9 protein-coding genes are annotated in these 15,361 nt (G+C 40.4%); all 9 read right to left on the reverse strand.

Annotated features, from left to right (window positions below):
* A complete protein-coding gene (locus B4G81_RS03230; RefSeq protein ID WP_294080030.1) occupies window positions 1-2,418 on the reverse strand; it encodes an outer membrane beta-barrel protein in 2,418 nt (805 codons plus the stop codon).
* A 348-nt stretch (window positions 2,419-2,766) separates the two neighbouring features.
* Window positions 2,767-3,525 (reverse strand): hypothetical protein, encoded by a 759-nt coding sequence (locus B4G81_RS03235; RefSeq protein ID WP_294080032.1) that lies wholly within the window; start codon window positions 3,523-3,525, stop codon window positions 2,767-2,769.
* A gap of 765 nt (window positions 3,526-4,290) precedes the next feature.
* Complete coding sequence (locus tag B4G81_RS03240) at window positions 4,291-5,238, reverse strand: retropepsin-like aspartic protease (protein WP_294080034.1); 948 nt, start codon at window positions 5,236-5,238, stop codon at window positions 4,291-4,293.
* A gap of 4 nt (window positions 5,239-5,242) precedes the next feature.
* A complete protein-coding gene (locus B4G81_RS03245) occupies window positions 5,243-6,613 on the reverse strand; it encodes a TlpA family protein disulfide reductase (RefSeq protein ID WP_294080036.1) in 1,371 nt (456 codons plus the stop codon).
* A 35-nt stretch (window positions 6,614-6,648) separates the two neighbouring features.
* Window positions 6,649-8,187, reverse strand: coding sequence for a PKD-like family lipoprotein (locus tag B4G81_RS03250; protein ID WP_294080038.1), 1,539 nt, complete (start codon window positions 8,185-8,187; stop codon window positions 6,649-6,651).
* A 36-nt stretch (window positions 8,188-8,223) separates the two neighbouring features.
* Window positions 8,224-8,961, reverse strand: a complete 738-nt coding sequence (locus B4G81_RS03255) for a DUF4843 domain-containing protein (RefSeq protein ID WP_294080041.1) — start codon at window positions 8,959-8,961, stop codon at window positions 8,224-8,226.
* Between the two features lie 20 nt (window positions 8,962-8,981).
* Entirely contained in the window at window positions 8,982-10,472 is a 1,491-nt protein-coding gene (locus tag B4G81_RS03260; RefSeq protein WP_294080044.1) for a RagB/SusD family nutrient uptake outer membrane protein, read from the reverse strand.
* Between the two features lie 18 nt (window positions 10,473-10,490).
* On the reverse strand, window positions 10,491-13,853 hold the full coding sequence (locus B4G81_RS03265) for a SusC/RagA family TonB-linked outer membrane protein (RefSeq protein WP_294080046.1): 3,363 nt from the start codon (window positions 13,851-13,853) through the stop codon (window positions 10,491-10,493).
* A 192-nt stretch (window positions 13,854-14,045) separates the two neighbouring features.
* Window positions 14,046-15,242, reverse strand: a complete 1,197-nt coding sequence (locus B4G81_RS03270) for a FecR family protein (protein WP_294080048.1) — start codon at window positions 15,240-15,242, stop codon at window positions 14,046-14,048.
* Window positions 15,243-15,361: the final 119 nt, after the last annotated feature.

Consider the following 15,361-nt stretch of genomic DNA (forward strand, 5'->3'; position numbering starts at 1 on the left):
TTATTCTTCTGTCTTTATATCATCTATTATCGCCCCTTTTCTCACCTGTCTAATCGGTTTTACCTTGAATGAGCCGACTCTCAGGCGCATCACTATTTCTAATGGCAACGTCCGTTTTTCAACAGTTTGATTCAGGATAAAATCGCTTGCATTTACGTGATAATGAGTTTTTTTCTTAAAGTTAACAATATTAGGCAAAGACAAACTAACCTCCATACGATCCTTAAAAAATGATTGACTTCCACCTATAGAAACACTAAACGGTGGAATTTTGGAACCACTGTATCCCGTATTATGAGTATATACATAATGTATTCCCATCGACACATTTAATTTGCTCTTAAAGATGTATCCCGGCATCACTGAAGCCTTCAGATTGATCTTTTCAGATATTTCATTTTCCATTCCTGTTTTACTCTTACTATATGAAGCACTTAACATGGTATGAATTATAATTGGAGGCTTATAATAATGGGGAGATAAGCTTAAAGAGAATGACTCCGATTTCCCATAGTTTCTATAGCTCTGTACTATTACATCATCTTCCTCTTTAAACCAATAAGAACTTATTGCATTTCCTGAGTAAATATATGAAAGAGTTACGGGGAGTGATTTAACCATACCACCCAGACTAAATCTATGTAAAGTTTCTTTTCTAAGACTTGGATTTCCTGTTACTATCAATTTGGGATTAGAATAGTTTCTATTAGAAGAAAGCATATTTAAATTCGGATTGTTTCGCATCATTAAATATCCCAGAGATAATCTTGATACTACTTTTCCGGGAAAAAGCACAGAAAAATCAGCGCTTGGTATTAAATCCAATCCTGTTTCTGATATATACTCCTCATCGCCATTAAGATCTCTTATGCGAGTTCCTTCTCCGTCATTGATGTAATCAGCTCTAAGTGATACAGATCCGCTATATCTTTTTTGGCTATATCTCAATACCGAATAGGCATTTATCAAATGTCTTTTACGATCCATCAAAGTACTCCCTTGTGATTTTATCGGTTCTACTATGGAAAAATAGTCTGTAGATGTATAATAGTTTCGATAAACATAACTGGCACCGGTTTCAAGACGAAATGCCGATGATAACGGGTCATAATAATGGATTTGCAATGTTTGCTCATTAATCTTACTGTCATATTCTGTTGAAAAGGGTAAATCTGAGATATTATATACACCACTGACATCAGCTAAAGAAGTTGAAGAGACAGGTTTATAATTCTGATTAAAAGCAAGATTGAGTACCCGCTCTCTACCTGTGAAATCATACTGATAGTTTATTTCATAATTAATATTTACATTATTACTCTTTTGACGGGTTGCAACATGATACATCTCTGTATGGTTTTCCGCAATCCGGGTATTACTCATATTCTCATTGATTTTACCTTTCCCATTAGAATATATCATTTTCGCACTCAAAAAATGTTGTTTTCCAAGGTCGTAACTCATCGTAAATGATCCTAATCCATTCTTAGCTGATTTCCTATTAAGATTTTCCTGCAACAAAGTAAATCCATCTTCTTGAAGCTGGACTTGTTCTAAAAACTGTTTTTGCTTAGGAGCTTTCACTCCCGAATATCCTCCACCAATATAAAAACGTATTTTTTCCAAGTTTCCCAATAAGCCTGTACCAACATGATGAGCACCGGAATTGGTATCTATATGTAGTTCCTCGTCTCCTACTACTCCCCAAAGTCTATTTTTAGTATCTGTTTCAATACTCAGCACATACTTATACCCCCCATATCGTTGAGGTGGAGCCAACATCAATTTCACTTTACCAAAAGCTTTAGCAGGAATAGCTTTTAAAATTTGATCGAGATCCATTTCTGATGAAAACAGCGCATCTTCTTTCCCGTTTCGAACAACTAAAAATTTAACTCCGGGCATTTCCACAAATAATTTATTGTCCGGAGTCCTGCCAACCATAGGCACTTTTTCTAATATTTCATGCAGTGTAGCGTGTTCTCTGTCCGGATCCTGATCTAAATTATAAATTATCTCATCTACTGAGGTTTCCACCAAAGGTTTAATTATTATTTCGGCAAGTTCTACAGCTTGTTCGTTTAATGCTATTTCCTTCATGTCGATACCAAAGAGTTCTTTATCAATAACCACACTTTGAGCAGGAGTTATCAATTGTCTCCTTTTTTCATAACCAACAGCTGATATATTCACAAAAAAACTACCAAATGGCATATTTACTTTAAAGTTACCACTTTCGTCTGCCGCCAAAGTTTTTATGACTTCGTCAGACGGGTATTGTTCAAAAGATATTGTTGCATACGCTATTCCTTTACTCGTCTTTGAATCTGTCACAATGCCTTGTACTTGAATTTGTTGCGCACTTAATTGATAAGTTCCAATAAATACAAGTAAAATACACAATATTAATCTATTCATTTTGCATTAACAATAGTTCGTTATAAAAACTTAGTTTATTAAGCCGCAATTCTGCCCCAATGTCCAAGTTCGGTGATTATTTTTTTATTTTTCTTTGAGTTCGGGTTGATACCGAACCTGCAAATAAATCTATTAAGTAATAATTCGTTGTTATACATTGTTTTATAATTTGACATTGAAAACGGTTCATCTTTTGATTCCCGTGTGCTCAACCATTCAAACCGGGCTAAATTGACAGCGGTCAATGCGGCATTAAAATGAAAATTCAGCTTATTCTCACTGCGTGCCTGGCAAGTGGTCAAACCGCAGAACTGCTTGGCATCCAGATACAAAAATTCAATCAGACATTTATTTTGTTTTATAACGAACCATTGCATTAAGGTTTAGGTTATTAATAAGGTTCTCATAAATATATGGAGATGAACCATGGTTGGCATGCCATGAAGCTCTCTTTTGAAAGTACTCTGTAGAGTCAACTCTCTCCTCTGTTAAATATATTAGTGAGAGCATATAGTTGTTAAAGAAATATGAGCCTTCTTTAAGTGATTGTCGCAGGTTTTCCTTTGCCTTAGCAAAATCTCTTTCTTTGATTGCGTAGATAGAATTTAGTGAGAAAGAAAACATCTTTGTGGTAGAGTTTATATCTACAGTTGGCACCTTTACTTCAGCAATCGGTTGGTTATCATTTAAAACAGAATCAATTTGAGTTCTAAAAGATTTTCCTCCGGGCAATATTGAATGTAGTTGATCTCTTCCGTTGAAGAGATAAGATGTTGGGAATCCGGTTGTATATAGAGCCTGAGATATTATCTTCGCAGCACTGTTTTTAGCAATATCTAATTCAATTTTCTCTATAGGTAAGTTTTTATATTTCTCGCTCTCTAATAATAGCGAACACATATCACATTCATCATAAATTAAAGTGAGCAGTGTGATGTTATCTGTATTATTTTTTATAGAGTCCAGAATGCCTAAATCATTTCTATCCAAACCCAATGATTTATCCACAAACGCCCATCTATCATCCTCGTTTTTAAACGTTTTAGTATTACTTATACAGCTTACGGATAATATTGACAAGATAAGATAATAGTATATTTTTTTCATGTGTCGATTTTTTAATTAGTACTTTATCTAATAACGATAGGCTCAGATTGAAATTTTATTTACTGAATTTAATTAGGTATTCTGATAAAATTATTTATTAAATATCCGTTTATCTACCTCTTCACCCAAATGGGTGACATTCTCATAACCGTAGGCGATTTATTCGCATGCGGTAAATCAAGATTTACAAACTTCTGCTCGAAGTGGCGGCACTTCTATTTTTCTTCCCACCCGAAGTGGTGGGAAGAAAAGGTACTCATTAATAATTTCTCGTGCAGGGACAAGATTCAGAGGGGTAACTACATACTTCCCGCAGACAGTCAGCTACAAGTCCTCTTGGACAGCTCATTACTAAGTAACTATCACTTTCGTTCCAATACCAGCGATATTGATCTGGAACTATAACTCCTACACCCGCAATTGATTTAAATATGGTGCAAAAACTTTCTACCGTCTATGGCATTAACATTCCCTAAGAAAAATAACAAAATTAATACAGATGCCAGTCTAATTTTAAAAGTTGATTTCGTTTTCATACTTTTACAAATTTAAATGTTATAAACTAAATAATTAAAACTGAACCTATCGTTTTTTACAGTTGACTATTATTGTAAAAAATGCTTTAAATTAGGAGTCAAATTACCCTAAATATCAATACAAGCAAGATCCATCTATTTTTAATGCTGAATCTCTTTCATACGACTAAAACTTTTATTTTTAAGGGTGTCGTATGGAACTTCCATTTAGTCATGGACTTGAGAGAAATCATTTTAATGCTCGTTTCATATATAATTTTTCATTCCACAGATCAATGGTAAAGTTGTAATTTTTAATCAATTGTATGCCGATGGATCCGGCAGCTCCGGCATCCCAATTGTCGTTGCCGGAGGAGGCTTGCAAGGCGATGGGTTTGTCGCTGAAGTGTATGCCTCCGAAAGAGAAATCGACCGCTTTCCCGTGATATACCGCGGTGACATGGCCCAAACTCGATAAGCTGGTTTGCGATTCGTATTTGAATCCACTCAGCAGAAGCCTGTTTTTCCGCACGAACGGGCTGAATACCACCACGTGGAATCCCGCCCCGGTGTCGAATACAAAATCGCCCGTAATGGCACCTTTTCCCAACAAGTCTAATTCCGAAGGTATCTTGATGATACCACCTGTATAGAGAATGGGGACAACCTCTTCCTCCTCGTCGGGCGTATAACTTCTCCTGTCGTATAAAAGAATCCGGGATTGGAGAAAATCCACCTTTACAATAAATGCCTTGGCTAAGTTTAGTCCAATAATTCCGTCCTGGAGACCCATATCTTCAAATATCGCCATGTTCTGGCCGGGTAGCGACAAGGTATCGAGATGCACCGTGTTGCCCCCCGATATGGAGATATTGCGGCTGGTTCCCACGATGGAGGCATTCTGTTGGTGGCTGATGGTCAATTCCAACGAATCGGCCAACGCTTGGGTTATCGCCATGCCGTCGGCTCCCGTATCAAAGAGGAAGCGCAGGGGGCGGTCGGATTCGTTCAGCGTCAGTGTTACAATAATGGCGTCGTTTTCCATTTCAAATGGGATGACGACCCTCGGTACTGACGGATGAGCGATATCCGTTGAGGAGACAACGCTGTTTTGCGCGTTGTCCCCCACCGGATTTGCATATAATTGAAAAGTAGAGTAGGTAAGAATTATATACAAAATAGATTTAAGTACCTTCATCGGCCTATTTCTTTAGTTCATTGTCGATTAATATGCTCAACTCGGCATCAGACGGCCGGGGAGCGTCTTTTGACACGAGGTTGCCGGTCTTGTCGAAAAGCATGAACCGGGGAATGGCGTTGATGTTGTAAAACTTGGCGATATCACTCTTGAATCCTCCTGCAAATAATTGTACACCATGCAGTTCTTCTTTTTTGAGGAATTCTTTCCATTTCTCATAATCCTTTTGTTCATCCACCGATACGCCCATAAAGACCACATCCTTTCCCTCATATTTTTTCTCAAGGGTCTTCAAATGGGGTATTTGGGCTATGCAGGGACCGCACCAGGTGGCCCAGACATCCACCAAGACCACTTTACCTTTGAAATCAGACAATGATACGTCATTTCCATCCACATCCTTATGGGTGAAATTGACAACATTTCCACTTTCGGTCTCGACTTTTGCCAATTTCTCCATTATATCCGCAGCCCTATTTTTTTGGTCGTCTGTAACGAGAAATGCTTCATAAGGATCGATCAACTCTTTGTAACCCAGGTAAGTCTTTATATTAGTTGCTTTTGATAAAAGATATTCACCTTTCAGGCTGTTGTCCTTTATCATAGCCAAGACATCGGTTAGCGGTATAGGATTCTCTGTTTGACCATTGACCCGTTCGTTATGATAAATCAATGATATCAGCAAACTGGATCCTGACGGATAGCGCATTAAGAAGTCATCATGCGCAAGAGAGGATATATCTATGTTTTTATAAAAATCGGGATATTCATCCACATGTGGGTGTGCAGTTCTGGGCGTATGCAAAAAATGCATTGCGGTACTTAAAAAATCCACTTCTGTGAACCGTTTGAATAATTCGTTGAAATGTTGGTTGACTGTTGGACGTATTACAAAAGGATTGGCGATCGCTTCTTCCAACAATGGAAAGAAATCAACATAGGTCGCGGTAGCATTAACCATCCAGTCGAAATAGACGGCCATAGAATACATTGGAAAGGACCAATAGTACCATTCGGTCATCATCTTGTTCTCTGCCGTGTTTTCACCTACAAGCCGGTAGGTGGAGTCGTTGACCTCAATATTGAGTTGATCTCCCGGTTCGAAATAGAACAGGAATTTATTGTTCTTGGCGCCGGGATATCCGTTGCCGATCGCATAAAATCCCTCATATTTCGGCGTGAAGATAAATCCGAAATCCCGTTCTTCATCGAGGTTATAAGTTGAAACAGGTTCCAACCTGCCGGAAATAACTTTATAGAGATTGACCTCTTTCCCGCTTCTTTCCCATTTACCTTTAATGATAACCGGATTTTCTGCTTGCAACAATATTGTGCCAAAGATGAAGAGAAACAATATTAAAAATGATTTTTTCATATGATTAAAACTATTTATTTTCAATATATTATTTTTTATCGTAATATCACGCTATGTCCACGCCCTTCTCCGGTATAGACGAATGTGGGTTCTTCAGTTTCGATTTCCCATGAACTTCCTACAGGCTTAAAGCCATACAGCTTCCAGCCGTTGCTACTATTGGTGAGGATGGCCAATGTATTACTGTTTGGCCGGGTGATATAGCTTATAGTTTCACCGTCAGGGAATCTATAGACCTCTATCTCTCTTTTCTCCGGATTCTCCGCATCAATATAGACATTCAAGATATTTCCTTTCGCAAAATAGATTGACCTGCCGGCTCCCGGTAAACCAAACACATCGGCAGTGGGCATTTGGGCACTTTTGGGGATTTCTCGAAAAGAGACGAAAGGATTAGAGGCCTCACCCATATAGCTTTGGCCATAGGCCAAATAGTATTGTTGTGGATCATTTTTATCTTGCAATATTACGTAGCAGTCAATAAAAAAGGCTCCTCTTTGAAGAAGATGCGCCAACTTGTAGTTCATATTCCTCGATGGGGAGAGGGCGGCACCTTGGTCTTCGAGGAAATTCAATGTGTTACCCGAAGAAGTTCCTACTAAGAAACTATTGGTTTCCATATCAAAAACCATAGCTCCCATGATTGCAGGAACTATTTCGCCGAACAACTTATAATTGGGGATATCGTCAGCAGTCTTGTAATAGCCAAATTTCCCTATATTCCCCGACATACCGTATATGGTGTATAATTTCCCCGCATTGAGAAAATATACATCGCCAAAAGCATCACCATATATTTTTTGAGGTTGTACTGTTTCCGGCATCCCGTAAAAAAAATTATTTATATCTTTAAACAGGTAAAAATTGCTGGCGTTGAATGTCTTGATTTCTTGGTCACTGATTATATGGATTGCTTGACCGCTCAGGGTCTGCGCTATGCTACCATCTTGCCGAAAAAATTCATGCATGTATCTTCCTCCCTGATACGATATCTGTCTCGGTTTTCCCTTTAGTTGCAGATCGCCCACAGTAGCCGGGGCATCGATAAAATCCTGGCGTGTCGCCTGTGTTCTCAACACATTCGGGATTTCCAAGATGGGATCTTCATTCGGATTGATATAATCAAAGTCGGTTTCGTTGTCAATCTCTTTCAATATGTACCAACCGGCACCTATTTTAGATCCCTGCACCTTCATTTCAACCTGTTCGCTGACAAACAGATCGGTTGCCGGATCCCGGATAATATATACAAGGTAATAATCGTTTGCTTCCATTTGGATTACAGCCGAGAGGTCCCTGGTTTGCGCCAGCGTATCCCGTGTAGGTAAAAAACCACCCGCCAATTGCCTCACTGCATACCAAAGGTATTCATAGCGGCTCTCGTCGTCCATATTCTTTAGAATCGGTTTTATCACTAATTCATCTCCGATCACCACCGTGGTGTCTTTAATCCCTGAAATGCCAATCCCCATTACCTCTTCGGCCGGCAGGTAGTCGTAGTTTCCCAGATCATTCACACAGGAAAAAGAGAGGATGGTCAATAGTAAGCTATATAGTAAATGTGTTATCTTCATAAATGTGAAATTATGTTGTTTTGTGATACATTGTGATCAGTTCGTAAATGAGACCTCTTTATCATCTGCTTCCTTCAGTGGATTGTTAGGGTTTTCTTCATTGTATTTCTGAAATGCAGCAAGCACCTTGTCCACTAAATAGGCTTTATATGCATAATCATCAATACGGCTTTCCCAGTCGGTAAATCCGGTTACATCAATAATAAATTTCATTTTCACCGATCCCCAACTGAGGCCGAAATAACTCTTCCAATATGAATCCCAAATTGTCGGCTTAACTGCTTCGGCAGTGGTTGTCACCAAAAAATGAGTCCATCCCGGTATTCCCGGACGAAAATATTCATTGGACGCGAATTTCAATTCCAGCCGTACCTTGCCGGTCTTAAGGCTTTCATCCCGTAGCAGGATGATTGGCAGCCTTATCATCACCTGGTTGGCCGGTATCACGAAATATTTCGCTACCTGGGCATTATCGAAAGGCACATAATGGACTCCCGCAACGGCGGCATCCGGTTTTCCTATATTGCTTTGTTCCAGCACGAAAGGGCGGTCGACATTGGAAGTCATACCCATGGTATGAATTTCTATATAGACCGTGTCGGGACCATCTCCCGGCACAATGAAGAAGCTGTGGCTGATACTATCCCGTTGACCGTACTCGTCATGCACAAAATAGATAGCCGGGTCATTCTCATATTCCAACGCAACATTCTCTTTGCACGATATCCCTGAGAGGATAAGGAGAAATAGGGTAAATGATACTATATTTTTCATTATTCTTCTGTTTAATAATATTATTCGAAAACCGATTGACTTTTGGGTATAGGTAGTTTATAAGGGTTGGCAGGAAACATGTAAGCATCCGGCCATGAAACTGAAGTGTAATTAAACCGCTTGTAAAAGAAAAACATCTGTCCTTCTCCAAAAAACTCTTTCCGGTATTCTTTCTCCAACCGGCTTTTCACCGCAACCTCATTTGTCAGTTCACCAGTCATATAATTCTCCAACCCCCTGGCGATCCGGTATTTTTCAAAATAGGGTATTGCTTCCTGAAGCGGAAGGCTCTCTACCAGTATAAAGTACATTTCCGAAAGGCGCATTATCGGTACTATATTGCCGGGGCTGTTTCCCAAATCGTTCCCGATATATTTATAGAAGTGGACGACAGTAGCAGAATGTTGATAGCTTTTTTGTTCCCAGTACCTGCGGTCGGCAAAACGGATGTCGCTGGGATTCGTGCTGTTTTCGTAAGCTTCACGCAATTTTGCCATACTTTGTGTCAATGTGGCATTTTCCTCCTTAAACAAAGGTTCTACAATTCTTTGGTGTTGCGGGTTGTGTATGCTGAAGAGGTGTTCTGATGGGAATACCAAACTCGCAGTAAGAGGGGCGCTACCGGAGTAGTCCGGATCCGTGTTTAACCTGAATTTCGGGGTCTCATCTTCATTCACCGCATCAATTACCTGTTTGGCATATTTAGATGCCTCACTCTTGTTGCCAATCCACTGATAAAAACGGGCTTTTGCTCCCAATACGGCATAATAGTTAAACCGGTTTTGACGGTAAAAATGCCATTCATCCTCAGGAATATTTTCCGTATAAGATTGTGGGTTGTTTAACCGTGTATTCGGATAGGTAAGGATGGGGTCAGACTCTCCTAAGAGCTTTTCTGCTTTATTGAGGTCCTCCTCAATAGATTTTATCACCTCTTCCCATGTTGTGGAGACTAATAGATTGGCATCCTTGGTCATTTGGGTCACGTAGGGGATAGCGCGATTACCGGGTGACGCTTTCGACGGCACCTCCCCAAAATAACGCAACACTTCAAAGTGGAGGAAAGCGCGTAATCCGAGTGCCTCACCTTTGATCAGCTTGTCATTGTCATAGGAAAAATTGATTTCATTTTCCTCCAATGCGGTCAGGATATTATTTAGTTGCGCGATACTTTGGTAATAGCTTTTCCATATAACTTCAATCAATGCTTCCACGCCAGAGTCTGTGAAATTATAGTTGCCCAAGGCGTAATCTGTTAGCCGGTTAGATGTTAAAGGGGGGAATATCCAATTCCGGGAAAGCATGTCCGGAAGGTATATACTTGTATTCCTGCCATAAAGGGAAGGATTTGCAAGTTGTATATACACTCCGGTCAACGAACTTTTAAATCCATCTTCGATAGAAAAAAGTTGGTTTTCTTTCATCTCCTGCCGGGGATTCACATCCAACCAGTCGTTGCAACCAGTCAGAGCAACCGCCATGAATACTGCGATATATATTTTTATTTTCATATGATTGTTTTTTTTGAATTAAAATCTTACCGTTACAGCCATTGAAAACTTCCTTGCGTAGGGATAGTTTAATCCTCTCTCCACCTTTATCGAAGAGGCTTGGAACAGGTCTTCACCGTATCCCGTCACGGAGAGGTATTGGATAGGCAGGTTTTGTTTTTTCAACCAGCCTACCGGCACTTCGTATCCTAACGATATGGAGCGGCACTCCAGCGTATTTTCATCCATTACAAAGCGACTTGTGGCATTTGTCACGGAATAATAATCGACAAGGCTTCTGAAGAAAACTACATCACCGGGCTCTTTCCATCTTTCATAATAAGCACGTTTATCAGCATTGTTGAACGGATATATGTTCTCAACCTTGCTTACCAATGTATGGTTATACATCTGTCCACCGTACCTGTAGCCAAATACCGTATTGAAAGTGAATCCTTTGTAACGGAGTGTGCTGTTGAGGTTCCCGAAAAATTTCGGTTCGTTTATCCCCACAGCTGTCTTGTCCTTTGGATCCCAAGTATAGGTCTCGGTACCATCTGCTTTGATAAAAATCTCTTTGCCGTTACTTGGGTCTATCCCTTTCGATTGTACGGCATAAATGGTATTGATTGATTGACCCTCCTCGAACATGAAACTGGGGTTTACATTGGACTGCTTCCGCAACTCTTCATTCAGGAATTGCAACGAGTTGGAAATCTTCTTGAGTTCATTCTTGTTATGCATCAAAGATCCCCCTACAGACCAGGTCAATCCCCTAGCCTGATCACGTATAATAAAAGCATTGAGGGTGAGTTCTACTCCCGTATTTGCCACATTGCCCACATTGGCCCTGTAGGTATCGAATCCTCCGGCCGAAGGCATATTGATGTCAGTCAACATGTCGATTGTATATTTATTATAGAGGTCCACATTCAATCGGATGCGCCGGTCGAATATCTCCACATCGGCCCCTATATTGTACTGGCGGGTGGTTTGCCATCCCAAGTCACGGTTACCTATTCCCCGCAAATAAACACCGTACCAACCCCTATAGTTACTTTCAGTATTGGTTCCAAAGGTGGTCAATGCTTGGTAGGGGCTGAAGTTTTGTGAACCGGAGGTCCCGTACGAGAACCGTAGCCGGGCTATGTCTAACGCCTTGTTGTCAAGAAGGAAAGATTCGCGGTGCAGGTTCCATCCTAATCCGGCGGACCAGAAAGGGGCATACCTGCTATCGGCGCCAAATCGGGATGAACCTTCCACCCTACCCGAGAAATCGGCAAAATAGCGATTGTCGTATGTATAGTTCACTGTGCCCATTCCTCCCACACGTCGCGTGATACTCTCACTGCCACCCGGTGATCCGCCTTTCCTGTAATAACCGGCCATTCCTAAGAAGTCCATATTGATATTACTTATCCCTTCGGCATTGATCATATAGGATTCACCGGTTGATTCCGCGATGTTATATCCCAATCCGGCAAATAATTGGTGTTTGTCCGCAAATGTATTGGTATAGTTCATCGTTAAATCGGCATCATAGGAAAAACTGTTGCCGGTACCATAATCATACGTTCCTTTCCGCGCAACATCGTCACCGGTAAAATTCTCAAACCGGGTGTCCTTGGCAGAGACATACACATCGGAGCGGTTGTTCTCGGATGAGACACTAAGCCGTCCCCGGAAGATAAGTTCAGGTACAATATACCACTCAACCGAAAAATTATTGGTCACCAGCTGATACCTGCTCTCATTCCTTTGGGGAAGCGATGCATTGTAGAGTGGATTATAGATGCGGTTTCTTCTTTGAATATTCGTATAGTAATAGTCTTCCAATACCTTCTTTGGACTTCCGTCCTCGTTATAAGGTGTCCAATAGGAGTTGGCAGCTGCATATGTATAGAAGTTGCCGTATGGCGAGTTGAACGCTTTATTGGAAGTTATTTCCAAATTGTTCAGGAAGGTGAAATTGTTGACACGGTACTGTAACAACACATTTCCGTTGAACGTATTCCTGTCGGATCCTTTCATCGCACCGGCAATATTGTCATACGACAATCCCGCAGCATAGAGGATCGATTCGTCCCCTCCCTCCAGACGGAGGCTGTGCTTGTGTCCTATACCCGTGCGTACCGGATATTTCAACCAATAGGTGTCCACACCCCGTTCAGCATCCAATTTCCGTTCATTATACAAATCGAGTAACTCTTTTTCTATCAAGGCACTTATAGATTTGTATAATCCCGCTGCCTTCTCAAAGGCTAATTTCTCTTGTGCGTTCATCAAATTGTATGAGGTAAGGTCGGGTGCCTCGATACTCAGATTTCCACGGTATGTGATCCGCAACTTGCCTGTTTCTGGTCTCTTGGTAGTGAGTACTACCACGCCATTGGCGCCTCGTGAACCATATAACGAAGTGGCGCTGTTGTCTTTTAACAGCGTGTACGATTCAATCTGGTTCTCATCCATATCCATAAACCGCTGTAGGGAAATTTCGAATCCGTCCATGATAAACAGCGGGAGATTGGCTGCCCCTAAGTTCCGGTTATCATCCTGCAAATCACGCACACTGGTATTCAGACTTGAATTGCCGCGGATAGTGATTGAAGGAAGCGCGTTGGGGTTTGATCCCAAGGAGATGTCTTGCATTATATTGAAACTGGGGTCGATATTGCGGATAGAGGTGAGGATATTGCGGTTCCCCACTTCCTGAATCTCTTTGGAGGTGATGGTTTTAGCCGCACCGGTATAACTTTCCCTTGACTTATTAAAGACTCCGGTGACCACTACTTCTCCCAACTCCTTGTCATCTGCTTCCAGTATAACGATAACCGGTCCTTGCCGGAACGAGGATAAGGGAACCTCCTTATTTTTCATTCCGATAAAAGAAAATATCAATGATTCGTTTTCAGAAAAATATACTCCCAAGGCAAAATTGCCATTGGCATCAGAAGTCGTCCCTGTAGATTTATTGGATTTCAATACAATATTCACGCCCGGTAATGGTAGTTGGTCGCTATCCACAACCACGCCCCTTATCATTGTCTTTGCTGTTGGAACAGGTACTTGTTCTATATCCGTAACACTATTGGCTGACGCAATTTTATACAACGACACTTGTCGTTCTACTATCTTATACCTTAAGTCCGTGTTTTTCAGGATTGTTCCTAAAATCGCATGGATGGATTCTTTTTTTGCATGTAAACTGGTTTTCTTATTGAGTTCAAGTCGTGCCTCATCTGTGATAAGAAAAACGTAATCACTCGTCTTCTCAATTTCCGAAATAGCCTCTCTAATGGTCACATTCTTCAGTTCCAACGAGAGTTTTAACTGTTGGGAATGTATATTTTCCGCTGCAAGAGAAAACAAACAGAGGAAAGAAAGTAGAATTGAAATCTTCATGATTTTGAGGGGACTGTTGCATTTTTTATCTGCAATCAAGTTGTATTTAATTTTTTCTTTCATACATTTGTAATGAATTTTAGTTTACATAATTAATTAAGAGTTAGTTGTAGATTATTTTTCGTTTCTATCGGACAGTGTGGCCGCACTGTCCGATTTTTATTTCGCTTGTTTCCTCCCATAGGCTTTTCTCTATTTTTTTGTAATATGGATGATATTGTTTTCCCTTTGATACACAGTGGATGAAATTACTGAAACAGAAGTCATTACGCTATCCAGGTTGTTCGAAAGAAACAATTTGCCGGAACAGGTCTTATCATTCATTTTTATGTCGGGACTGCTCTCAAACTGCACATTATAGTATCGTCCTATTTTTTTGAGTATCTCGGAGATGGTTGTTTCATCAAATTCCAATACACCCTTTGTCCAACTAATGTATTCCGATACATCCACATGTTCTTTTGTCATCCCGTTTTCTGTTATCTCAATTTTTTCATTGGGTAATAACTCGGCTGTATGATTTCCGGATGTTTCTACTTTCACTCTTCCCTCGACCAATACTACGGTTCTTTGGTTATCATCATGGTATGCAGAAATATTGAAAGAGGTACCATGTACATAAATATCCATATCGTGCGCATGTACGACAAACGGTTGTTGCGGATTATGTGCCACATCAATGAAAATCTCACCATTTACATATATCTCTCTGCTGCTTCCCGTAAACTTTGTGGGGAAATCGAGCTGGGTCCCTGAATTCAACCAGACTTCCGTTCCATCCGGAAGCGTCAGGTTTGCTCTTTTACCATATGGAACAACCAGTTTATTCAGTTGTGTGGTGACCAGCGACAATTCTTTTGTTGAATCCGTACTATCAGTCACCAGCGCTTTGCCATCACCGGTGAGCCCAATATGGGACTTCTGGGATATATTGATTTTTTCTTCTCCGGATAAAAGATAGATCTCTTCTTCGGGAAGCGTTTGCCCTATGATGACTTCCTTCTCCGAAGTGGTCCTGACCGGATGACTATTTTTCTGATGGAGAGTTAATAAGGTAGATAAAAAAACTATTATCAACACTGCTGCAACCGATCCGATTCTCCGTAATAGTTTTTGTCTCTTATAACGATGTATGTTTAACAGAACGGTTTTGTAAATCTCTTTCTTATCTTCTTGCGGTAGTTGATCCTGATTGATCTGTATGGCTCTGAATTGGCTGATTGCTTCGCGAAATGCTTTTTCAAGGTATGGTCTTTCTTTTATGATATTCATCCAATATTTATCCAACTCTTCCGTCCGGAAAAGCCTCCATTGAATGAAATCTTCATCGAGAAGAAAGTCATGATCGGGTTTAAAAGATTGGTTTTTATTGACCTCTATATTGTCCACAATAACTCCTTTTATAATAATGACGGATTTACTTCGCCGACGTGGACATAAATAAATGAAAAAATTAAAAATTTAACATCTTTATGGGTGGAAAGATAATAATTTCATCCGAAATCACC

Origin of the sequence: Proteiniphilum sp. UBA5384, assembly GCF_002410825.1 — a bacterium.
Classification (GTDB): Bacteria; Bacteroidota; Bacteroidia; order Bacteroidales; family Dysgonomonadaceae; genus Proteiniphilum.